Here is a 22341-nt window from a genome sequence, read left to right on the forward strand (position 1 = left end):
AGGCAGAAATCGCGCAGCCTGATATTGCTTCGCGATTCGGCCGGTCCCTGAAAAATCAGTTGGTGTTGAAGCCGTCCGGCGAGGGCTGAATGCCAGCCTCTTTCGCCACAAAGCCCACGACGTCGAGCACGTCGTCAGAGCTTAGTTTCTCAATGGTTTCGGCGAAGCGCCGCTTGAAATAGGTCTGGTGCTCGGCACCGGCGTAGCGGGCCAAGCCGATGGCAGCGGCGAAGGTGATCGCTTCCAGGCGAGCGCCGCCGAATCCGGACTCCTGATGAAGGCTGGCCGCGAGGTCGTTGAGCGTCATTGGTCGGTGATCCGTGGTAGGGAAAGTAACCGTTCTGGTTACAAGTAACTTATTCGGTTACACCTCCGATGCAAGTGAAAAAGCGAGGCCCTCGGCGTTATGTTTCAAGGCGTTGTGCCGAAGGAATGCATCGCGCAAATCCTTCGCGTGTCTGAGGTCGACAAGTGGGGCCGGGTCTATAATTGCTGTTCCGGAACGTTCCGGTTCGAGCAGATCACGCTCGCCACTTTCCCCGGCGTTGAGATGCACTCCAACGACGTCAGCCTCTACTCGTCAGCCATCGCCGGTTACGTGCTGGGCAAGCCGATAGACTATGAGTTTCACGGCGCGCTCGACTTCGTGAACGAGTTCGACTTTCGGGAGCCCGATCAGCGCCTCGCCGCGCTGGCTGTCGGCTTCAATCTCGGCCGCTTCGCTGGCGGCAAGGCGAACGCCTACAAGACCAGCCATCGCGAGCACCTGGCTGCGAACTTCGGCAGCTATGTCGAGCGCACCCTGGACAAGGTCCGCAAGCTTCCGGGCATGATCCCGATCAAGAGCTATTCGCCGCGCGACTGGATCCTGCATCTCGAGGAGGCCATCGACCGCAAGGCTGCGATCTTCTCCTATCCGCCGTTCTACAAGGGCGGCTACGAAAAGATGTTCGAGTTCCTGGCCGAGAACATCAAATGGGACGCGCCCCGATATGAGCTGTTCGATCCCAAGGTGCTGCGCGGCCTCATCGAACGCGTGCGGCAGGCCGGCGTCCCGTATTGCATCCTCTCGGACCAGATTTACGACGATCTGAAACCGGAGCTGGAATTCGTCTCCGGCCGCGGCCACCCGCACTACTGCTACGTGTCGACCGGCAAGTCGTCATACCTGCAGCTCGTGCCGCGGTCGGCGCCGTTCCGCTACAAGCCGATCGACCTCGACAAGATCAAGCCGGATTCGGTGGTGACGATCGGCCGGGCCGATGCCGCCCAGATGACGTTCCTCAAGGACGTCTACCTGAAAAAGGGCATCACCCACACGCCCGGCATGGTGAACTATCTGGTGCGGGTCGACGACATGCTGGTCGGCGGGCTTATCTACAACCTCGACAAATTCGCGAAGCGGTCGATCTACCTGCTGTCCGACTTCGCCATCTCGCGCGAGGGCAGGCTGTCGAAGCTCGTCACGAGGCTCGCCTGCAACGGCGAGCTGCTGCGCGACATGGGCAAGCGCTTCATCGACCGGTTCGACAAGGTGCAGACCTCGGCGTTCTCGGACCATCCCGTCTCGATGAAGTATCGCGGCATCTTCGAGCAGACCAAGCGGGACGAGATCGACGGGCCGGAAGGCAAGTATCGCCTGCATTACGTCGGCGCCCGCATCGATGAGACGCCGCAACAAGCGTTCGAGTGGTGGTATGGCAAGCAGTTCAAGCGTTGACTGGAAGGCCCTCGATATCGAGACGCGCCAAGTTGATCCGAAGACGCTCCGCCGCCGCGAGAAGAACGCGCACTACATGGCGCCGGCCATGTTCAAGCGCCTCGTCGAGAACGTCAAAATCGATGGCCGCCTGACCACCACGGTCCTGGTGTGCCAGAACAAAGACGGCTCCCTCGAGATCCTGTCGGGCCATCACCGCACGGCCGCCGCGATCGAGGCCGGCCTGCCGTTGGTCGACGCGCTCGTCATCACCACGCCGCTGACCGAAAAGCGCAAGGTCGCGATCCAGCTGAGCCACAATTCGATCAACGGCGAAGACGACCAGTCGCTGCTCGCCCAGCTCTACGCCTCGCTCGACATCGATGCGAAAAAGTTCTCCGGGCTCGATGACAGCGTGCTTGCCGGCGACAAGGGACCAGGTGCTACCGCGCTCGGCGGGGCGAACATCAAATACGACGAGCTGCTGTTCTCTTTCCTGCCGGAAGACCGCGTGCGTTTCGAAGTCGAGATGGAGGCTCTCGCCAAAAGGGCGAAGCGCTTCCGCATCCATGCCGCGCCGCAGTCGCGGTTCGACGACTTCTTCGACGCCATCGTGCGCACCAAGAGCCAGCTCAACATCGTCAATTCGGGCATCGCCCTCTCAGTGATGGCGCGCCTTGCCGGCGAGCGTCTGGAGCAACTCGAAGCGGAAGCGGAGCACAAATCCGATGCGGCATGATCTGCCCATGCGCGGCGCGCCTTCCAAGCCCGAAGCGCCCGTCGCCGGCCCGCCATTCGGCACCCCGTTCATCGTGGTGCTCGCCATCCTGTCGTTCACCTTCGTCGTGTGCCTCGCACGCGTCCTGCTTCCGTGATCCAGATGCATTCGTGTGTGTGTAACGTAGTGCCGGTGGTTAGTGTGGCCGCAGCGTCAAGCATTATGGGTCAGTTTGCATTTCGGCGCATGTTTGCAGACCTTATGCCCAGCAACGCTTTGCGGCCCGATTTGACCAGCACAATCGCATTCGGTTCGGCTCGCGGCATGATGTCCATGGGTTGTGGGATGGGTGGCAAAAAAATGAGCCATCCCGAACATTCCGAACACTCGCACGCGCGAGTCGTCCGGTGATCAAGACCACGACCAGCGTGACGACATCGAAGCCGAAGGCCAAGGCCAAGGCTGAAACGGCCACAGCGAAGCCGAAAGCCGAGCCGAAAAAAAAGCCGGCGCGCGGCAAGAAGAAGCCGGCCAGCAAGGCATCGCCTCCTGTGGCGCCGAAGCCTGCTCCCAAGCCTGAGCCGGCACCACAGCCGAAGCCGGCGGAAGGCAACCGGGGCGGGGCATCGCCGAAACTGACCGAGCGCGACGTGCCGCGCGTGATCGCGATGCTGCGCCAGTGCGGCGGCATCAAGACGGTCGCGGCGGAGAAGCTGAACGTCGGCCGCACCACGCTCTACGCCTTCCTGAACGAGCATCCCGAAATCCAGGAGGCCGATTCCGAGATCGCCGACGAGTTGCTCGACGTTGCCGAGGGGCAGGTGGTGATCGCGCTTCGCTCTGGCGATTTGCAGACCGTGCGCTGGTACCTGGAGCTCAAAGGCAAGGACCGGGGCTATGTGCGCCGCGTCGAGCAGACCGGCAAGAATGGCGGCCCGGTCGAGACGCAAGCACGGGCGAACCCGAAAGACTACACCGACGAGGAGTTGGACGTCCTGATTGCGGCAGCGCAACGACGGAAGGCCGCCGAAGCGCAAGGGTGAATTGAATGGCGCAGAAGTCTGCCGCCGCCCGCGCGCCGCTCATTGCCCCCGACCTCGAAGACCTGCTGATCGAGCGAGACCGGCGCAAGGCCAAGGGATCGTTCGCCGAGTTCGTCAAGATGGCGTGGCTCGAACTCGAGCCGGAGACGCCGCTGGTCTGGAACTGGCACATGCAGGTGGTTTGCGACCATCTGCAAGCGCTGGTCGAGGGCAAGTTTCTCGAGCTGGGCCTGCGCAATCGCCTCGTCATCAACGTGCCGCCCGGCACATCGAAATCGCTTCTCGTCTCGGTGCTGTTGCAGGCATGGGAATGGGGACCGGCCGGCCGCCCGGGCATGCGGTATCTGTCGACGGCCTACAACGACGGCCCGGTCAATCGCGACACCCGCAAATGCCGCGATCTGATCCTGTCGCGCTGGTACCAGGACCGCTGGCCCGAGGTTTATCTCAGCCGCAGGGCCGAGACCTCGTTTGCCAACAACAGCACCGGCACCCGCGAGGGCGTGGCGTTCGGCTCGCTCACCTCGCAGCGTGGCGATCGCCTGATCATCGACGATCCGCACTCGACCGAGACGGCGGAATCGGCGACCGAGCGCACCGCCACGACCCGCAAGTTTCGCGAGGGCGCGCAAAACCGCCTGAACGACCAGAAGCGCAGCGTGATCATCGTCATCATGCAGCGCCTGCATGAGGCCGACGTCACGGGCGTCATCCTCGACGGCAAGATGGATTACGTCCATCTGTGCCTGCCGATGCAGTTCGAGCCCGACCGCTGCTGCTACACCCCGGTCAAGGTTTCCAGTTCCGTCGGCGAGCCTATCCTGGCGCGCTATGACGCGAGCAAGCAGCACTGGTACGGCGAGAACGACAATCTGCCGGACGAGCGCCGCGCCGAGATCGAGGCGATCAAGCTCCAGCTCGTCTGGCGGCAGGATCCTCGCACCGTCGACGGCGAGATACTCGACCCGGTCCGCTTCCCACCCGATGAGCTGAAACAGCTCTACAACGACATGACGTCGTATGCCGTCGCGGGCCAGTATCAGCAGCGGCCAGCGCCGCGCGCCGGCGGCATGTTCCAGCGTGCCTGGTTTGAGGGTCGCATCGTCAGGGCGGCGCCGAAGGGCACGATCTGGGTCCGCCATTGGGACTTGGCCGGCACGCGCGGCGGCACTGGCGCGCGCACCGCCGGCGTCAAGCTCGGCCGCGATCCCGAGGGCCGCTACTATGTCGGCCATGTCGTGACGCTGCGCGAGGAAGGCAAGTCGGTCCGCAAGACGATCGAGACGCAGGCCGCGCTCGACGGCAAGACGGTCCACATCAGCCTGCCGCAAGATCCTGGGCAGGCCGGCAAGGCGCAGGTGCAGGATTTCGTCGCGCAGCTCGCCGGCTACAAGGTGCATGCCGAGGGCGAGACCGGCGACAAGGTCACGCGCGCCGAGCCGTTCGCCGCGCAATGCGAGCACGGCAACGTCTACATCGTCGAAGGTGAGTGGAACACGCTCTACCTCGACGAACTCTGCCTGTTCCCAGCCTCCAAGCTGATGGACCAGGTCGACGCATCTTCCGGAGCCTTTACGAGGCTGCTTAACATCAAGGGGGCCATGGTGATCAGCGACGACGTCCTTCGGCGCGCTGCCCAGCCTGGGCCGCGATGATCAAGAAACTTTGGGGCGCATTGCGCCGTCGTTGGACACGCGGGCCAGTCGCCGACGTCCCTGCGTCGGCACCGCCGGCAGCAATTCCTCCTGGAGCGCGTCCTCCTACGCGCATCTCGGATGCGATGCTGTCGGCGATCCGCGCGCAAGCGGCCGCACCGAAACAGCCGGTGCCGGTCTTCACCTTGCCCAAGCACCCGGATGGCGTGCTCCCGTCGGGCAACACCGGGCTTGCCATGGACAGCGCCGTCGGCGCGGTTCAAAGCTGGGCCAACGGCTTCGCGCTGAGCGGCTACTTCTCGGAGGGGATCACCTTCCTCGGCTACGCCTATCTCTCGGAGCTGGCGCAGCGCCCGGAATACCGGGTGATCTCCGAGACGATCGCCACCGAGATGACGCGCAAATGGATCCGCTTCACCTCGAACGACGGCGAGGACAAGGCCGACAAGATCGCGGAGCTGGAGGCCGAGTTCAAGCGCCTGAACGTGCGCGACATCTTCTGCCGCGCCGCCGAGCAGGATGGCTTCTTCGGCCGCGGTCACATCTACATCGACACCGGCGATACCGACGATGCCGACGAGCTGCAAAAGCCGATCGGCGACGGCTGGGACAAGCTCAGCGTCACCAAGTTCTCCAAGAAGCCGATCAAGGCGCTGCGCACCGTCGAGGCGGTCTGGTGCTATCCGACCAATTACAACTCGAGCGATCCGCTCAAGGACAATTGGTATCGGCCCGACAGCTGGTATGTGCAGGCCAAGATCGTCCACACCACGCGGCTGATCACCTTGATCGGGCGCGAGGTGCCCGACCTGTTGAAGCCGACCTATTCATTCGGCGGCCTGTCGCTGTCGCAGATGTGCAAGCCCTATGTCGACAACTGGCTGGAGACGCGCCAGTCGGTGAACGACATCATCTCGATGTTCAGCGTTTTCCTGCTGGCCACCAATCTCGGCGAGACGCTGCAAGCCGATGGCGATCAGCTCTTCCGGCGCGCCGAACTTTTCAATTTGGTCAGGTCCAATCGCGGCCTGATGATGATCGACAAGGATAGCGAGGACTTCAAGAACGTCGCGGCTCCGCTCTCCGGGCTCGACGTGCTCCAGGCGCAGGCGCAGGAGCACATGGCGTCGGTGAGCCACATTCCGCTGGTCAAGCTGCTCGGCGTCCAGCCGGCCGGTTTGAACGCCTCCTCCGAGGGCGAAATCCAGGTCTTCTACGACTACGTCCACTCCTTCCAGGAGCACCTGTTTCGCCAGCCGATACATCGCCTGCTTGGCCTGGTGATGACATCGCTCTGGGGCGAGCCCGATCCCGGCATCGACTTCGAGTTCGAAAAGCTCGAAGAGACCAATGAGAAGGAAGCGGCCGAGGTCGAAAAGACCAAGGCGGAGCGCGACGTAATCCTGATCGACGCCGGCGTGATTTCGCCTGAGGAATCGCGCCAGCGCGTTGCCGGCGATCCGGACTCGGACTTCTCCTCGATCGATGTCGAGGACATGCCCGACCTGCTCGAAGAGGAGGACGACGGCCTTGTGGTCAAGGGCAGCTCCGAGGAACGAGACGAGGCGGCTTGACGAGGCCCGCGAAATCCGACTCCGGCTGGTCGAGCTGGTGGGCATGAGCACGCCGGGCGAGATCGACCCTGACAAGTTCTTCCAAACCATTCTCGTGTTGGAACGGTTTGTTTGGGACGCGGGTGTTGCCAAGCCCGAGGAGCCGGCAGATAGTGCGGCTCCCGTCACTGACAACGCCGGCACCGCTTGATCACGCTCCACCTCTGGGAACTCCTCAAAGCACAGACGCCCGACGATCGCGAGATCGCCGAGACGCTGAGGGATCGTGATGTCCAGCCTGCAAAGTCGTCGGACGGCCAAGCGCAACGAAAAGGTGCTTCGCCCCGTCCGACCCAACGTCGGGATTGAGACGGCCTACAGGGGCCGCCTGACGCGCTTGATCGACGCCATGAGCGACAGCGTGGTCTACTGGCTGAAAGCCTCCTACCGGGCCAATACGCCCCGCATAGCGCAGGATGAAACGCCGGCGGAAGCGCTGCGCCGATCGATCCGCAAGCTTGCCGCGCAGTGGACCAAGCGCTTCGACGTCGCCGCGGTGAAGCTCGGCGACTATTTCGCGCTCTCGGTCGAGAAACGGTCGAGCGCCGCCTTGCGCAAGATCCTGCGCGACGGCGGCATCTCGGTCGAATTCAAGATGACGGCGGCGATGCGCGACGTCGTGGACGCGACGATCCACGCCAATGTGGCGCTGATCAGGTCGATCCCCTCGCAGTATTTCGACCAGGTCGAAGGCGCGGTGGTGCGGTCGGTGCAGACCGGCCGCGACCTTGCCGGCCTGGTGCAGGATCTCGAGCGCTATTCCGGCATCACCCGGCGCCGGGCCGCCTTCATCGCGCTTGACCAGAACAACAAGGCGACAGCGGCCTTCAACACGGCGCGCCAGCTCGAACTCGGTATCGATGAGGCTGAGTGGCACCATAGCGGCGGCGGCAAGGAACCTCGCCCCACGCATGTCCAGGCCGGCCGCGAAAAGGTCCGTTACAAGATTTCGACGGGCTGGTACGACCCGGCCGTCAAGCGCTTCATACGGCCGGGCGAGGAGCCCGGATGCCGCTGTGTCGCCAAGCCGATCATCAAGGGCTTTTCATGACCGAGGGGCGGGCGGTCACTGCGCTTTGTTTTCCTCCGCGACAAGGGCAAGGGTGCCGTCGAAAATCGAGTTGGTCGGATGGGCGTCGCACCAGTTCCGGAGCCACAGATCGACGGCAGCATTATCGAGCTCGATGCTGGGCTTCCCGGGGGCGCGCATCATGTTAACGGCGCTGAGATAGCCGAGCACCCAATTCATGAAGTTCGCGCTCTCGTCGAAAAACTTCCTGCCATCGGCCATTCTGAGAATGGCCTTGCCTGGATGGTTATCTCCCTCTGCAGCCACAAAGGCACCGCATGTCTTGAGGCCGTAGCTGTAGATAAACGCGTTGGCATTTTCTGCACGGCACGGCGCCGTCGCTAGACCGAGAACGAGAGCTGACACAATACAGCGAAACATCGAATTTCCTTCCTAAGCGGCGTGCAGCGTCGGGATTGCATCGATCTCGGCGCGGAGAGCCTTCTCGGCCTGCTCCAGATCATAGTTGCGCTGGAGGTTGAGCCAAAGCACCGGGCCGTTGCCGACCAGCTTTCCAATGCGGAGAGCCATCGCCACCGTGACGGGCTGCTTTTCGTCCAGGATGTCGTAGAGCGTGCGACGCGAAATGCCGAGCAGCTTCGCGATCTCGGTCTTCGACACATTGAGCGACGGAATGACGTCTTCGCGCAGAAGCTCGCCGGGATGCATCGCGGGCAGGCCGCGCTTGATGGGTGTCGTGTTCATCAGTGGTAATCCTCTAATTCGACTTCGGTTGCGTCTTCGCCGTCCCATGCAAACGTGATGCGGTAATTGCCTGTGACGCGGACCGAATAGCGGCCCTTGTCGCGGCCCGAGAGGCCGTGGAAGTGATAGCCGGGAAGGTCCATGTCCTGCGGCCGCGCCGCCGCTTCCAAGGCCCGCAGGATGCGAGCGACACGCTTGTCGTCCTGAACGCTGAGACCGCGTGCTTTGCCGGTTTCGAAGAAGCGTTGCAGGGCTTTGTTTCGGAACGTCTTGATCATGCTTAGAGTGTAAGGCGCTACCTTACATAAGTCAACCAAAGTGTGAGGTCAAGCCTTACATTTAAGGAGCGATTTTCGATGCCTGCGAAGTCTGAGGCCCAGCGCCGCGCCATGTACGCAGCGGCCGAGGGTCGAGGCGTGCTCGGCATCCCGAAGGCGGTCGGCGAAGAGTTCGTCGGCAAGGACAGCACGGGGCAGGCGGCCTCGCTGATGCTGGTCGCGCCCGATGGCGATGTCCTGGTGCTCCGGCGCTCGTCGACCGATACCAGCTGGCCCGGCCATTGGTGCTGGCCCGGTGGCAAGTCGGATGAAGGCGAAGACGCCGAGACGACGGCGGCGCGCGAGACCACCGAGGAGATCGGCACGCTGCCGTCTGGCGCGCGCCAGCTCATCGATACGCGCGGCACCCCGAATGGCTGGGTGCATCACACCTTTGCTCAGGCCGTCGAGACGAAATTCGCGCCGGTGCTGACCGACGAACATTCCGGCTATGCCTGGGCTCCCCTGCGCTCGCTGCCCGAGCCGCTGCATCCGGGCCTGCGCGACATGCTGGGCGAGCGGCTTGGCATAGCGGCCGACATGTCGCCTGAGGCATGGGACTCGCTGCGCTCCAACTTCGTGAAGTGGACGAGGGGCGAAGACATCGTGATCGAGGGCGCTTGCCCGATTTGCGGCGGCACCGGCGAACTCGCTGGACCTGGGATCGTGTGCGACGAATGCCGCGGCACGGACGCGGTGGCACAGGCCAACGACGCGCTCGCCATGGATCGCAATAGCGTGCGCTCGTTCGACCAGGACGGCCATCTGCGCGTCGAGATGACGCCGATCTCAAAGGCCAACATCTGCCCCTACTATGGCCGCGAAATCCCGGACTTCGAGGCGCTGGCGCTCGATCCCGAGCGCATCTATCGCCTGTACCGCGATGCGGACGAGCTCGCGAAAGCCGCCCCGACCTTCGTCGGCAAGCCGCTCTTGCTCAAGCACATCCCGGTCAGCGCCAAGGAGCACCCGCGCGAAGCCGTGGTCGGCGCGCTCGGCGATGCCGTCGAGTTCCATGCCCCCTATCTCATGGCGCCGCTCAGCATCTGGGATGGCGCTGCAATCGCGCTGATCGAATCCGATCGGCAGAAAGAACTTTCGAGCAGCTATCGCTACCGGGCCGACATGACGCCCGGCACGCTGGCTGGAGAATCCTACGACGGCGTGATGCGGGACATTTCCGCCAATCACGTCGCCTTGGTCGAGGAAGGCCGCGCCGGGCCTGATGTTGTAGTCGGCGACAGCAAAATGGAGATCATCACGATGAAGAAAGCAGCACTGCTGTCGCGCATGGCGTCCGTCGCCCACGGCGCGATCCTTGCCCACGTCATGCCTAAGCTCGCCGCCGATCAGAAGATCGATGTCAGCGCGGCTCTCGCGGGCGTTACCGCCGAAAACTTCAAGGCCAAGCGCCCCGCTATCCTCAAGGCAGTCGGTAAGGCCGCCGAGGGCAAGCTCGCCACCGACGCCAAGCTCGACGGTCTCGAGGGGGTTCTCGTCGCGCTCGACGAGGTGGAGGTCCAGGAAGCCATGGACGAAGACGACGAGGAGGAGGACGACAGGAAGAAGAAAGCCGAGGACTCCGAAGAGGAGGAGGACGAGGACGAGAAGAAGAAAAAGGCCGAAGACGGCGACGAGGACGATGACGACAAGGTCGACAAGAAGGCCATGGACGCGGCAATCGCCGCGGCTGTGGTGCAGGCCAAGACCGAGGTCCGCGCCGAGATGCTCAAATCGGCCGCCGAAGTGCGCGCCGCCGAGGAGGCCGTTCGTCCCTACATCGGCAAGCTCGCCATGGCCCATGATAGCTCGGATGCCGTCTATCGCACCGCGCTCACCTCACTCGGCGTCAACATCGATGGTGTCCATCCCTCGGCACTGCCGGCCATTCTCAAGGCCCAGCCGCTACCTAGCGTCGGCGCACCGAAGAAGCCGGCCGTCGCCCTGGACGCTGCCGGGGTGAACTCGTTCTACGAGCTTTTCCCAGCCGCCAAGACCCACATCGTCAAGTCGCTCTAAGGCGAGCGGCTTTCCCTTCCAAGCCCGTCGAGCCGGCCAGCAAGCCGGCTCTTTTCATTTAGGAGATCGCCCATGTCTGGGTTCCAGACGCAGGTTGCCTACAATCCCGCCCCCGCTGTCGAGGGCGATTTCGCTTCCACCAATCCCCGCTCTACAGTCCTTGCCGCCGCTGGCGCGCTGGTCTGCGGCGCGCTAGGTGCTGTCATCGGCCGCTTCGCCTGGCTGAGTTATGTCCAAGCCGACAGCGACAATGCGCCGGCCGTGGTCAACACCTTCGGCACCGGCCCGGTCGCAGGCTTCGTCCATCGCGAGCAGCAGGGCCTGATCGAGCAATACCTGCAGGAATCGACGATGCTGGTCCCGGCCGGCTTTCCCATCACCGTCTTCGATGGAGGCGATTTCTGGGTGAAGAACGCCGGCGCGACGCCTGCCCTGGTCGGCCAGAAGGTCTACGCCAACTATGCCGATGGCACGGCGACCGCTGCTCCGTCCGGCTCGCCGAATGGCGCGACCACTTCGGCCGGCTCCATCGCAGCCGGGACCAGCGGCTTCCTGGGCTCCATCGTCGGCAATGTGCTGACGGTCACGACGGTCAACTCGGGCACGATCTGCCCCGGCACCACGATCTCGGGCACCGACGTCGTCTCCGGCACCAAGATCATACAGCAACTCACTGGTACCCCGGGCGGTGTGGGCACGTATGCGGTCAACATCCCCGACCAGGACGTCGACCCCGGTACAGAGATTTCCGGCACCTATGGCGTGTTCACGGCGGGCGGCACGATCGTTGGCGTCTTCGGCGTCGGCGACACGCTGACCGGCGCTGGCATCACCGCCGTCACCACTATTACCCAGCAGCTCACTGGCCCAGCCGGTGGCGCTGGCACCTATGCGGTCGATGTCAACACCATAGTCAACGCGGCTGCGCTCACCGCGGCCACCAATGTTGAAACTAAGTGGACCGTGCGTTCCTTCGCGCAGCCCGGCGAGCTGATGAAGATCAGCTCTTGGCCTCAGGGCTAAACCCGCCGTCAATCTCGAAACCATGCGCCGCAAGTCGGCGATCTGTGAGGATAACCACCATGAAATTTCACGACTTCGATCAGGCCGCTGCGGCGTGGACTCAGCATCGCTCGATGTTCGAGCAGGCCGGTATCTACCTTCCCGATGCACGCGCCTACATCGTCGAGGCGTTCCGCACCAATCATCTCGCGATGGATGCACAGCCTCAGCTAGCGACAGCACCGAACGCCGGCATTCCGGCGTTCCTCACCACGCTTGTGGATCCTGAGGTCTACCGCATCCTTTTCGCCCCAACCAAAGCTGCCGAAATCTTCGGCGAAATTCGAAAGGGCACTTGGATCGACCAGACGGCGATGTTCCCCGTCGTTGAGCAGACCGGCGAAGTGTCGAGCTATGGCGACTACAACGACAACGGCAGAGCCGGCGCCAACATGAATTGGCCGCAGCGCCAGTCCTATCTGTTCCAGACGATTTCCGAGTATGGCGAGCTGGAAATCGAGCGCGCCGGCCTTGGCCGCGTCAATTGGGTTGGCGAGGTGGATGGCGCCGGCGTCACGGTGCTCGCACGATTCCTCAACACGACCTACTTCAAGGGCGTGCAGGGCTTGCAGAACTATGGCCTTCTCAACGATCCGAACCTGGCGGCTCCGATCACCCCGGCGCCGAAGGCTTACGGCGGCGTGAAATGGATCAACAACGGCCAGATCGTCGCCACCGCGAATGAGATCTATTCCGACCTCCAATCACTGTGGCTGCAGCTCGTTACCCAGACAGCCGGCCTGGTCGACCAGAACACCAAGATGACACTGGCCATGTCGCCGGAATCGCAGCTTGCCATGACCGCGACCAACTCGTTCAACGTCAATGTTGAGGACCTGCTCAAGAAAAACTTCCCGAACCTTCGCGTCGTCTCGGCGGTGCAATATAGGGCGGAGACAGCGATCAACCCGACGGGCATCTCAGCCGGCAACGTGGTTCAGTTCATTGCCGACGGCATCGATGGTCAGCAGACCGGCTATTGTGCGTTTAACGAAAAGCTCCGCGCTCATCCAATCGTGCGCGCGCTCTCCTCGTGGAAAAAGAAAATGTCCAGCGGCACCTGGGGCGCGATCATCCGGCAGCCGACGGGCATTTCCCAGATGGTGGGCGTTTAGATGGCGTAGAGATAGTATTGCGCGCCCCAATACGAGCCGCATTCATCCACTGGTTTGGGGCTGGGACGAAGTAGGCTTGCGCCTAAGGCGTTCCAGACAGGCGACCGCTGCACGGCTTCAAGGATTGCAGGAACACTACAGCGTCATACGGCAACAACATACGCGCTTGTGCCGCAAGTCTGCTCACCAGTTCTTGTTGGCGGGCAATGATTTGCTCGCCTTCACGGTCTCTGCCATCTCGACTGGTGTTCCCGTCGGCATAGCACCTATCGGCGCTTGATCTCCGCACCGTGGGCGATCAAACCTGCCTCGTCCGTGGTTCCAGCCTGAAAGCGCCGAGCAGAATTGAAGCTAACCATTCCCTCTCAGCAGCATGCGCGTTAACCGCGAGAACCTTTTTCAAGACGCGTTCAATCATGGCCATATCATCTGGTCCGATGTTTCCTTGGGATCAAAGCCGCTGCCGGCTCCGCAGCTTGTCCTGCCTGCTTGCCGGCTGCCGCGGGGGTTTTGCCTGCGCTGTGCTGGCTTGAGGCTCGGCTGCTGCAGCGGCGCAAGGCCGTTTACGGACAGCGAGTGGCCAATGTCTCATCCAAAATGAATGAGGCTTGAAGCATCATGATATTTGTATTATCCATTGATACCGCAGACTCAGACAAAGGTTCTGGCCGATGATCACTGCTGCGCAGATGCGCGCCGCGAGGGCGTTGGCCGGTATCGACCAGCGAACTCTTGCCGAGCGCGCCGGAGTTTCGCTTCCGACGATACAGCGCATGGAGGCGAGCGAGGGTGTCGTGCGAGGCGTTGTCGACACGTTGATGAAGGTCATCCAGGCCCTTGACGAGGTTGGCGTGGAACTGATCGGCGAGAACCAGACCAGCGAGCGCGGCGGCAGGGGCGTACGCCTCAAGGCCACCGTGGCGCAGAACCCGCAAGGCTGAGCCGCAACCGCATCCGCCCCGGAAACCCTTGCCGGCTTCGGGCAGCGCAATGCGGGGTCGCAACAGTTATCGCGACGGCGACCGCCGACATGCAGCCGACGATCCCGCCGCCCTTTGGAGCGGAATATGGTCATGGATCAGGCTCGGCCTGCAATTCACCATCAAGCACGGCCGACATTCGCCGAGCTGTTCACACCAAAGCTGGTGACGGTGCTGCGCGAGGGCTACCACCTCAAGCAGCTGAGGGCGGATGTGATCGCCGGCCTGACAGTCGCCATCGTGGCGCTGCCGCTGTCGATGGCGATCGCGATCGCCTCGCATGTGGAGCCCGAGCGCGGACTGTTTACGGCGATCATCGGCGGTTCCATCGTCGGCGCGCTTGGCGGCAGCAGGTTCCAGATCGGCGGGCCGGCCGGCGCCTTCATCGTGGTCGTGGCCTCCGCTGTCGATCAGCACGGCGTTGACGGACTGATCCTGGCAATGCTCATGGCCGGCGCCTTCCTGCTCGCGGCCGGTTATCTGAGGCTCGGCGCCTATGTGAAATTCATTCCCTATCCGGTGACCGTTGGTTTCACCGCGGGCATTGCCGTGATCATTCTGTCCAGCCAGTTGCATGACCTGTTCGGCCTCACTCTGCCGGGGAAGGAGCCCGGCGACCTGTTGCCCAGGCTTATCGCACTTGGCAGGGCGGCCGGAACGGTAAATCCAGCGGCCATTGCCGTCGCCACGCTGACGATAGGGATCATCGTGGGCATGAAGCGCTGGCGGCCTTCATGGCCCGGCCTCCTGGTCGCGGTGGCGGCGGCCTCGCTCGCCACGACGCTTCTCGGCCTTCCCGTCGAAACGATCGGCACCCAGTTCGGCGGCATTCCGCGGATCTTGCCCGACCCGACTCTGCCGGCCTTCGACGCGCATAAGCTCGTCTCCGCAATACCCGACGCAATTTCCTTTGCCCTGCTCGGAGCAATCGAATCGCTGCTGTCGGCCGTGGTCGCGGACGGCATGACCGGCCGACGGCACCGCTCCAACTGCGAACTGGTGGCGCAGGGCATCGCCAATATCGGCTCGGCGCTGTTCGGCGGGATCTGCGTGACCGGACTGATCGCGCGCACGGCGACCAACATCCGCGCCGGCGCGCATGGACCGTTGTCGGGGATATTCCATTCCGCCTTTCTGCTGCTGTTCATGGTGGTGGCTGCCCCGCTTGCCAGCTACATCCCGCTGGCGGCGCTCGCCGGGGTGCTGGCCACCGTGGCCTGGAACATGGTGGAGAAGCCCGCCTTCTTGGCGCTGATCCGATCGTCCTGGGGCGATGCCCTGGTGCTGCTGGTAACCTTCGGACTTGTCATCTTCCGCGACCTCACCACCGGCATCGTGATCGGTTTTGCGCTGGGCGCCTTGCTGTTCATCGGTAGGATGGCACGTTCGGTCGAGGTAGAAGCGCATGTCCCGCCGGTGACGGACGACCGCGCCGATGATGAGAACGGCGGCCGCCTCGCCTACGATCTTGGCTCAGCCACGGATCCCGACACCGTCATCTATCGCATATCCGGTGCTTTCTTCTTCGGCGCGGCGGCAACGGTCGCCACGGTGCTCGACCGCATCGCGGACCAGAGCAAGAACTTCATACTCGACTGCTCGGCAGTGCCTTTTCTCGATTCGACCGCGGCAAACGTGATTGAAAGCACCGTGCACAAGGCAGGGCGGGCCGGAGGACGCTTCATCATCGCGGGCGCCTCGTCGCAGGTGAGGCGCACACTGATAAGCCATGGCGTCAAGCGGCCGCTGGTGACCTATGCCGCCTCGATCCGTGACGCGCGGGCGCAGCTGGACGAAAAAGCGGAGACGCGGCTCGGCTAGCTTCGGATTGGCGCGCGCGGCGATCAGGCAGCAGGGGACGGAAGGCTTTGGCGTATGAGTTCGGGGCTCTGACTAAACGGGACTGAGGTGGGTAGCGAGCAGTCGAGCCGTCCCGACTCTTCTATGCCCGAGGCACAAACAGCGCCCGATTATCACCCAGACCGAACTCTCCGGCAATCGGCGATTGGATTCGGCGAGGGGCACCATCATCTTCGCGGATGCTCTGAGCAAAACGGCCGCCCACGGCTGTGAGCTGCGTTCGATTCCCAGCATCCGCTCCACTGACGCCATCGGCGACGGCCACCGTTTTTCCACCAACCGGAGTAAATCAATGTCCACGACTGTCACTGTTGCCTGCAAGCTTCCGCATGGCCTCGTTCTGCGCCTTCACGAGATGGTCGAGCAGAACGAACCGACCGCCGGCGGCAGCTTTCGGAAGGTGAAACGCGCCCAGGTCATCGGCGAGCCCGTTGTCCTGAAAGGCTACCTGCGCCGCTTCGACCGCCGCAAGGAGCCCGCCCCGATGGCCCAGGACAGCGACTACGCCCTGACCTATGGCGTCGATGCTGATTTCTTCAAGAAGTGGCTCGAGCAGAACAAGGACCTCGACGCGGTCAGGAACAACCTCGTCTGGGCCCATACCGAGACTGACATGGTCGAGGGCTTCATCAAGGAGCATGAGGCGCAGAAGTCGGGACTCGAGCCGATCGATCCCCACAACCTGCCGCGTGGCATCCAGGCCTACAAGGCGGATGCCGCGGCCTGACACGCAACCCCCAGGGAGGTTCGCCGTGGGCGTTATCGTCGAGTTCAGCTTCGCGAACTTCATCGCGATCTACCCTCAGTTCGCAACGCTCAGCCAGCCGCAGGTTTTGCAGGGCGCGCTCCCGGTTGCGACGCTCTACTGCCGCAATGACGGCGGCGGCCCCGTCACCAAGACCGAGACGCAGACCACGCTCCTCAACCTCATGGTCGCCCACATCTGCCAGCTCATGTACGGCGCCAACGGTCAGGCGCCGGCCGGGATCGTGGGACGCGTCTCGAATGCTGCCGAGGGCAGCGTGTCGGTGCAGGCCGACTTCCCCGTTACGCCTAACAACGCCTGGTTCATGCAAACCGCGTTCGGCGCGGCCTATTGGCAGGCCACTGCCGCCTACCGGACCATGCGCTACATGCCCGGACCGCGACGCGCCTACAACCCCTGGCCTAATCGCTAGCGGGTTGCGTGGGTGTGTCGGTTGGGAGCTGTTCATTCATCAACGTGGATATCGCCGTGATGATCTGCGGCATGAAGAACGGTTTGGTGATCATGATGCTGTTCGGAACGCCTTCGGCGCCCCACTGGCTGGCGCTATCGCCGCTGACATAAACAACCGGGATCGTGGAATTAACCTGACGTACATGGCGAGCGACCTCCCAACCGGAGGGACCGGGGCCAAGACGTACGTCAGAAACTAGCGCTTTGAATGCGTCCGGCGCTTCGTCAAATGCCGCGATAGCGGCAGATGCGCTGCCAACGCCGACCACCTCGAAGCCCGCTTCCTCCAGCCCTGTTTCAAGATCGAGCAAGATCATTGTCTCGTCTTCAACGACCAGAACAGCGCCGTTGCTCATGTGAGGCGTCCCCGAGGTCACCGCTAACCCGCAACGAGTGCTTTAGTTCCAGCGATATAAGTGAAAGGACCATTCTCATGGACATTCTTGCTCAGTTGTTGCGCGAGTTCCGCGTCTTCCGCAAGCATGCGGAAGATCGCATCCAGACCCTTGAGCGCAGCCTGCGCCTCGCTTCCCCGGCACCGCTTGTGGATGCGCCGGAGACGCCCGCCACCTCCACGGCGGCCGCAGATGGTGCGGCAGGGGCGACCGGCGCGACGGGCGCGACCGAGACAATCGGTGCCACTGGTGCCACTGGCGCCACCGGCGCGGCCGTCGACAGCGGAGCGACCGGCGCCGCGGCCGACGTCGCCGCAACTGGTGCCACCGGAGCTACCGGCCCCGCCGATTCCGCGGTTGACGCGAAGGCCAAGGCAAAGGCGAAAACCGCCGATCAGCCCGGCGACCAGAGCGCACCCAGCGCGTAAAGCGATGGTGAAGCTCTCCGGCGGCGACAAGCTCGCCGCGAAGCTGGCCGAGATCGCGAAGAACCTCCAGAATGCCGTTTCGGTCGACGTCGGCTTCCTGGAGGGCGCGACCTATCCCGACGGCACTTCCGTCCCGCTGGTTGCGGCGCTGAATGAATTTGGCACCCGCGACACGCCACCCCGCCCGTTCTTCCGGGGCATGATCGACGACAAGAGCCCCGAATGGCCCGACGCCGTGGGCAATCTCCTGGTCGCGAACGGCTACGACGCCGAAAAGACGCTGGGCCAGACGGGCGAGGCCATCAAGGGCCAGTTGCAGGCGGCGATCACCGCCTATGACGGCCCGCCGCTGCAGCCCGCCACCATCGCCCGCAAGGGCAACGACAAGCAGCTCGTCGACACCGGCCACATGCTGGCGTCGGTCGACTATGCCGTCAAGAAATCCTGAACCCGGAGACCACTACGATGAGGGCCATCCTTTTCTCGAGCAACCTCGGCGACATTCCTGCCGACCTGGCATTCAAGAACAATTTCTCGGCCGTGACCGATCCGGCCGCCACCGACGACTCGAGCGAGGGTTATCAGGTCGGCTCGGCCTGGGTGAACACCGCGACCGACACTGCCTTTGTCTGCGTCGACGCGACCCCTGGCGCTGCCATCTGGACCGCCACGGCGCAGGTCGGCAGCACGCAGGGCGATCCGGCGGCGCACACCGTCTCCGGCACGCTCACGCCCGCCGATTTGCTCGCCCGCATCATCACCATCGACCAGGGTGGCGGCGCGGCCTCCCTGCAGCAGCTCCCGACCGGTGCCGCCCTCCAAGCGGCGCTGCCGGCCGACTTCCCGTTCAACGACTCCTTCGATGTCTCGGTGATCAACACCTCCATCGTCGATGCCGAGGATGCGACCATCACCACCAACGACGGCATGACGCTGATCGGGTCGATGGACTTCCCGGCGCACAGCAGCCCCACGATCCCGTCGAGCGGCATCTTGCGTTTCCGCAACACGGGCGCCGGCACCTTCACGGTCTACCGCGTCGGCTGATCGACCATGAACCTGCACGGGATCGTCTCGGCGGCGATCGGGACGGTGAACCCGTTCGTGACCGCCAGGCTGAAACGGTCCAGCGGCTACACCACGGCGGCCGACGGCACGCGCACCCCGAGCTTTGTCGACGTGCCCAGCGTCTCTCTGCAGGCGCAGTCGCTTACCTACAACGATCTGCAGCTGCTCGACGGGCTCAACATTCAGGGCGTGCGCCGCGCCGTCTACCTCAACGGTTCGGCCCTCGGCGTGGTGCGAGAGCTGCAAGTCGGCGGCGATCTCTTTGTCTTCCCCGCCGGCACTTTCCCGGAAGGCGACACCTGGCTCGTAGCACTCGTGCTCGAGTCGTGGCCCGGCTGGTGCAAGTGCGCCGTGACCCTGCAAATGGATGGAGCCTGATATGGCGAACGGAACCTTCATGGTGCCATGCCCCGCCGGCCAGTGGACTAAGGTCGCCGACGGGGCCAACTATTCATCGGCTCTGTTGCAGGTGACAAGCATAGGCGGCGTGCTGGCAGCGATCGCCGACAGCCAGCCTGCGGAGGGTGCCTCGAACGGCGTCCTGCTCTCCCAGAGCTTCGTTCCGTTCCCGCTCGCCGCCGGCGACCAGGTCTGGTGCCAGCCGGTCGGTGCCGGCGAGGCCACGGTGCGCGGGATCGGCACCAGCGTCTGATGAGCGGCCCGGTCCCCAGCCAGTCTGGCATCCAGACGGTCCTGCGCGGCTTTCTGCTGCAATACCTGCCCGCCGGCGTCGAAGTGATCTCGGCGCAAGACAACCGCGTCCCGGAGCCGGCTGGCGATTTCGTCACCATGACGGTGAGCCGCCGCGGTCGCCTCTCGACCAACGTCGACACCTATCAGGACTGCGCCTTTGAGGCCTCCATCGCCGATGCGGTGATGACGGTCACTCAGGTCTCCTTCGGCGCGCTCCTGGTAGGGGCGAGCGTCTTCGGAACGCCGGTGACAGCAGGCACGGTGATCAGCGAGCAGACCGGCGGTATGCCGAGCGGCGTCGGAACCTATACCATCACGCCGGCGCAGACCGTGCCAGCGCAGATCCTGTCGAGCGGTGCCGAGACCATCGTGCAACCCACCGACGTCGTCATCCAGCTTGACGTGCACAGCGCGTCCGATGGCAGCGCGTCCGACATGGCGCAGACGATCGCCACCCTGATCCGCGATGAGCGGGCGACTCGGTATTTCGCGGATGCCGGCATGGATGGCGCGCCGCTCTATGCTGACGATCCCAAGCAGGTCCCGTTCTTCAACGGCGAGCAGCAATACGAGACCCGCTACGTCGTCGACGTGCACCTGCAGGCCAACCAGGCAATTGGCCTGCCACAGCAATTCGCCGACCAAGCCGTGATCGACGTCGCCAACGTCGAAACGACTTTCCCGGCCTGACCCTCAAACAGAAAGGACCTGGTCCATGACGACCATCCCGGCCTCGCAGCTTGTGAACGTCGTTCCGAACGTTCTCAACGCGGGCGGCAACGCGCTCGTGATGAACGGCCTCGTGCTGACCCAAAACACCCGCGTCCCGATTGGGCAGGTGCTCTCGTTTCCGAACGACGGTGTGTCGGTGTCGAACTTCTTCGGCCCGTCCTCGGAAGAGGCCGAGATCGCGGCGGTCTATTTCAACGGCTTCAACAACTCGACTCAGAAGCCTGCTACGATCCTGTTCGCGCAGTATGCGTCCGCGTCGGTCCCGGCCTATCTGCAAGGCGGCAAGGCCGACCAGCTCTCGCTGGCGCAGCTCCAGGCTTTGAGCGGCACGCTCAGCGTCAACGTCGACGGATATGTGCGCACCGCGAACGCGATCGATCTGTCGAGCGCAAACAGCTTCTCGGCCGCCGCGGCGCTGATCCAGACCGACCTGAACTCCGCTCCTCCGCAATCGGCCACCTTGACGGGCACCATCGCCCCTGCAACGGCAGCCGTGACCGCTTCCATCGCCGGCAATGTCATGTATGTGACCGGCGTGACGTCGGGCGTTCTGGTCGCAGGGGCGGCGCTCTCCGGCGCTGGCGTGTCGGCCGGCACGCAGATCACCGACCAGCTGTCGGGAACGCCCGGCGGCATCGGCGAATATGCCGTGTCGATCGAGCAGGTGGTCGCCAGCACCGCCGTCTCGGCAACCTATGGCACCCTCACGGTCACTGCGCTCGCAAGCGGCACCTTGGCGGTCGGCCAGACGCTTGCCGGTGCAGGGGTGACGGCTGGCACGCGCATCGTGCAGCTTGGCAGCGGCGAGGGCCTCACCGGCACATACTTCGTCGACGAGACCCAGACGGTGGCGAGCGGCGCTATCACGGCGTCGGCCACGCCGCTGGACGTCACCTATGACTCCGTCTCCGGCGGCTTCGTCATCACCTCGGCCGTTGTCGGTGCGGCGTCGTCCGCCGCCTTCGCCACCGGCTTGGTCGCGGCTGGCCTCTTCCTGACCCAGGCGACCGGCGCGACGCTCTCTCAGGGCGCCGATGGAACGACGCCAGCCGCCTTTATGGCTGCGATCACCCAGCTCACCCAGAATTGGGCGACGTTCATGACGATCTTCGACCCCGATGGCGGCTCGGGCAGTGCGCAGAAGCAGGCCTTTGCCGAATGGGTCAACAACACCAACAAGCGCTATGCCTACATCGCCTGGGACACGGACATCACGCCCACCGAAGGCAACGATGCGACGTCGAGCTTCGGCAACATCATCTCGAGCGCCAATCTCGACGGCACCTGCGCCATCTACCATCCCGCCGGCGGCATCACGACGCCCGCGCAGATCGCGGCCTTCATCTGCGGCGCGGCGGCCTCGATCGACTTCCAGCAGACCAACGGCCGCATCACCTTCGCATTCCGGGGGCAGGATGGCCTGGTGGCAGGCGTCACCACCGCGACTGTGGCGAGCAACCTCATCGCCAACGGCTATAACTTCTACGGCGCCTACGCGACGGCCGCGCAGCAGTTCCTGGAGTTCCAGAACGGCACGGTGTCGGGCGAGTTCGAATGGCTGGACAGCTACATCAACCAGATTTGGCTGAACAACCAGCTCCAGCTCTCCCTCATGGAGCTGCTCCAGAACATCAACTCGGTTCCGTATAACGCGGCCGGCTATGAGCTGATCAAGGCGGCCTGCCTCGACCCGATCAACCAGGCGCTGAATTTCGGCGCGATCCGCGCCGGCGTGACGCTATCGGCGCTCCAGATCGCGCAGATCAACTCGGCCGCCGGCGTGAAGGCGAGCGACACCCTCCAGCTGCAAGGCTGGTACCTCCAGGTCAAGGACGCCACTCCGCAGGTGCGCCAGGCCCGCCAGAGCCCGCCGATCAACTTCTGGTACATGGACGGCGAGTCCGTCCAGCAGATCGAGCTGACCTCGACCCTCGTCCAGTAAGCGGCAACC

General features: G+C 63.8%; 27 protein-coding genes. 22 read left to right on the forward strand and 5 right to left on the reverse strand.

Annotated features, from left to right (window positions below; translation table 11 throughout):
* Window positions 1–55 precede the first annotated feature (55 nt).
* Complete coding sequence (locus tag P9230_RS09960; RefSeq protein WP_127403405.1) at window positions 56–307, reverse strand: hypothetical protein; 252 nt, start codon at window positions 305–307, stop codon at window positions 56–58.
* Window positions 308–454: 147 nt separating this feature from the next.
* Between P9230_RS09960 and P9230_RS09965 the strand changes: the two genes are divergently transcribed.
* The 8 genes from P9230_RS09965 (at window position 455) to P9230_RS10000 (ending at window position 7779) form a co-directional block, all read left to right on the forward strand.
* The gene (locus tag P9230_RS09965; RefSeq protein ID WP_278118688.1) at window positions 455–1720 is read left to right on the forward strand and encodes a hypothetical protein; all 1266 of its coding nucleotides are present in this window, start codon (window positions 455–457) and stop codon (window positions 1718–1720) included.
* Complete coding sequence (locus tag P9230_RS09970; protein WP_278052693.1) at window positions 1698–2438, forward strand: ParB/RepB/Spo0J family partition protein; 741 nt, start codon at window positions 1698–1700, stop codon at window positions 2436–2438. Before P9230_RS09965 ends, P9230_RS09970 begins: the two co-directional genes overlap by 23 nt.
* The gene (locus tag P9230_RS09975) at window positions 2428–2574 is read left to right on the forward strand and encodes a hypothetical protein (protein WP_278052694.1); all 147 of its coding nucleotides are present in this window, start codon (window positions 2428–2430) and stop codon (window positions 2572–2574) included. Before P9230_RS09970 ends, P9230_RS09975 begins: the two co-directional genes overlap by 11 nt.
* Before the next feature lie 250 nt (window positions 2575–2824).
* Window positions 2825–3460, forward strand: a complete 636-nt coding sequence (locus P9230_RS09980; protein WP_095825876.1) for a helix-turn-helix domain-containing protein — start codon at window positions 2825–2827, stop codon at window positions 3458–3460.
* Window positions 3461–3465: 5 nt separating this feature from the next.
* Window positions 3466–5115 carry a phage terminase large subunit gene (terL, locus tag P9230_RS09985; RefSeq protein ID WP_245459677.1) on the forward strand — a complete coding sequence of 550 codons (1650 nt, stop codon included), beginning with the start codon at window positions 3466–3468 and terminating at the stop codon, window positions 5113–5115.
* A gap of 125 nt (window positions 5116–5240) precedes the next feature.
* On the forward strand, window positions 5241–6689 hold the full coding sequence (locus P9230_RS09990; RefSeq protein ID WP_208720827.1) for a DUF1073 domain-containing protein: 1449 nt from the start codon (window positions 5241–5243) through the stop codon (window positions 6687–6689).
* A 43-nt stretch (window positions 6690–6732) separates the two neighbouring features.
* Window positions 6733–6879 (forward strand): hypothetical protein, encoded by a 147-nt coding sequence (locus P9230_RS09995; protein WP_164747237.1) that lies wholly within the window; start codon window positions 6733–6735, stop codon window positions 6877–6879.
* A gap of 198 nt (window positions 6880–7077) precedes the next feature.
* Window positions 7078–7779: a phage minor head protein gene (locus tag P9230_RS10000; protein WP_095825936.1), complete on the forward strand. Its 702-nt coding sequence runs from the start codon at window positions 7078–7080 to the stop codon at window positions 7777–7779.
* A 15-nt stretch (window positions 7780–7794) separates the two neighbouring features.
* Here P9230_RS10000 and P9230_RS10005 read toward each other — a convergent pair whose 3' ends face one another.
* Genes P9230_RS10005 through P9230_RS10015 form a run of 3 tightly spaced genes read right to left on the reverse strand, consistent with a single transcriptional unit; the run spans window position 7795 to window position 8780 of the window.
* Window positions 7795–8178: a hypothetical protein gene (locus tag P9230_RS10005; protein ID WP_127323413.1), complete on the reverse strand. Its 384-nt coding sequence runs from the start codon at window positions 8176–8178 to the stop codon at window positions 7795–7797.
* Between the two features lie 12 nt (window positions 8179–8190).
* Complete coding sequence (locus tag P9230_RS10010) at window positions 8191–8502, reverse strand: HigA family addiction module antitoxin (protein ID WP_095825879.1); 312 nt, start codon at window positions 8500–8502, stop codon at window positions 8191–8193.
* Window positions 8502–8780: a type II toxin-antitoxin system RelE/ParE family toxin gene (locus P9230_RS10015; protein ID WP_095825880.1), complete on the reverse strand. Its 279-nt coding sequence runs from the start codon at window positions 8778–8780 to the stop codon at window positions 8502–8504. The genes P9230_RS10010 and P9230_RS10015 overlap by 1 nt, the downstream gene beginning before the upstream one ends.
* A 78-nt stretch (window positions 8781–8858) precedes the next feature.
* Between P9230_RS10015 and P9230_RS10020 the strand changes: the two genes are divergently transcribed.
* From P9230_RS10020 to P9230_RS10050, 7 genes are all read left to right on the forward strand, one after another.
* Window positions 8859–10838, forward strand: a complete 1980-nt coding sequence (locus P9230_RS10020; RefSeq protein WP_278118694.1) for a DUF2213 domain-containing protein — start codon at window positions 8859–8861, stop codon at window positions 10836–10838.
* A gap of 72 nt (window positions 10839–10910) precedes the next feature.
* Window positions 10911–11861, forward strand: a complete 951-nt coding sequence (locus tag P9230_RS10025) for a hypothetical protein (protein WP_095825882.1) — start codon at window positions 10911–10913, stop codon at window positions 11859–11861.
* Between the two features lie 59 nt (window positions 11862–11920).
* Entirely contained in the window at window positions 11921–13015 is a 1095-nt protein-coding gene (locus P9230_RS10030; protein ID WP_206516945.1) for a hypothetical protein, read from the forward strand.
* A gap of 671 nt (window positions 13016–13686) precedes the next feature.
* Complete coding sequence (locus P9230_RS10035) at window positions 13687–13956, forward strand: helix-turn-helix transcriptional regulator (RefSeq protein ID WP_095825883.1); 270 nt, start codon at window positions 13687–13689, stop codon at window positions 13954–13956.
* Window positions 13957–14088: 132 nt separating this feature from the next.
* On the forward strand, window positions 14089–15816 hold the full coding sequence (locus P9230_RS10040; RefSeq protein ID WP_095825938.1) for a SulP family inorganic anion transporter: 1728 nt from the start codon (window positions 14089–14091) through the stop codon (window positions 15814–15816).
* A 331-nt stretch (window positions 15817–16147) separates the two neighbouring features.
* Window positions 16148–16582, forward strand: a complete 435-nt coding sequence (locus P9230_RS10045; RefSeq protein ID WP_127323414.1) for a hypothetical protein — start codon at window positions 16148–16150, stop codon at window positions 16580–16582.
* Between the two features lie 25 nt (window positions 16583–16607).
* Window positions 16608–17033 (forward strand): DUF4054 domain-containing protein, encoded by a 426-nt coding sequence (locus P9230_RS10050; RefSeq protein WP_206516946.1) that lies wholly within the window; start codon window positions 16608–16610, stop codon window positions 17031–17033.
* On the opposite strand, the gene P9230_RS10055 is transcribed toward P9230_RS10050, so the two are convergent.
* Window positions 17023–17430, reverse strand: coding sequence for a response regulator (locus P9230_RS10055; RefSeq protein WP_095825886.1), 408 nt, complete (start codon window positions 17428–17430; stop codon window positions 17023–17025). The genes P9230_RS10050 and P9230_RS10055 overlap by 11 nt on opposite strands.
* Before the next feature lie 77 nt (window positions 17431–17507).
* On the opposite strand from P9230_RS10055, the gene P9230_RS10060 reads away from it, so the two are divergent.
* The 7 genes from P9230_RS10060 to P9230_RS10090 are packed head-to-tail and all read left to right on the forward strand — an operon-like array spanning window position 17508 to window position 22332.
* Complete coding sequence (locus P9230_RS10060) at window positions 17508–17897, forward strand: hypothetical protein (RefSeq protein ID WP_278118698.1); 390 nt, start codon at window positions 17508–17510, stop codon at window positions 17895–17897.
* A gap of 4 nt (window positions 17898–17901) precedes the next feature.
* The gene (locus P9230_RS10065) at window positions 17902–18345 is read left to right on the forward strand and encodes a hypothetical protein (protein WP_095825888.1); all 444 of its coding nucleotides are present in this window, start codon (window positions 17902–17904) and stop codon (window positions 18343–18345) included.
* A 17-nt stretch (window positions 18346–18362) separates the two neighbouring features.
* A complete protein-coding gene (locus P9230_RS10070; protein ID WP_095825889.1) occupies window positions 18363–18944 on the forward strand; it encodes a hypothetical protein in 582 nt (193 codons plus the stop codon).
* A 6-nt stretch (window positions 18945–18950) separates the two neighbouring features.
* Window positions 18951–19343 carry a hypothetical protein gene (locus tag P9230_RS10075; RefSeq protein ID WP_278118701.1) on the forward strand — a complete coding sequence of 131 codons (393 nt, stop codon included), beginning with the start codon at window positions 18951–18953 and terminating at the stop codon, window positions 19341–19343.
* A gap of 1 nt (window position 19344) precedes the next feature.
* The gene (locus tag P9230_RS10080; RefSeq protein ID WP_095825891.1) at window positions 19345–19617 is read left to right on the forward strand and encodes a hypothetical protein; all 273 of its coding nucleotides are present in this window, start codon (window positions 19345–19347) and stop codon (window positions 19615–19617) included.
* Window positions 19617–20348, forward strand: a complete 732-nt coding sequence (locus tag P9230_RS10085; protein WP_095825892.1) for a hypothetical protein — start codon at window positions 19617–19619, stop codon at window positions 20346–20348. The genes P9230_RS10080 and P9230_RS10085 overlap by 1 nt, the downstream gene beginning before the upstream one ends.
* A 25-nt stretch (window positions 20349–20373) precedes the next feature.
* Window positions 20374–22332 carry a DUF3383 family protein gene (locus tag P9230_RS10090; protein ID WP_278118704.1) on the forward strand — a complete coding sequence of 653 codons (1959 nt, stop codon included), beginning with the start codon at window positions 20374–20376 and terminating at the stop codon, window positions 22330–22332.
* The last annotated feature ends 9 nt before the right edge of the window (window positions 22333–22341 follow it).

Origin of the sequence: Mesorhizobium sp. WSM4887 (assembly GCF_029625865.1) — a bacterium.
Classification (GTDB): domain Bacteria; phylum Pseudomonadota; class Alphaproteobacteria; order Rhizobiales; family Rhizobiaceae; genus Mesorhizobium.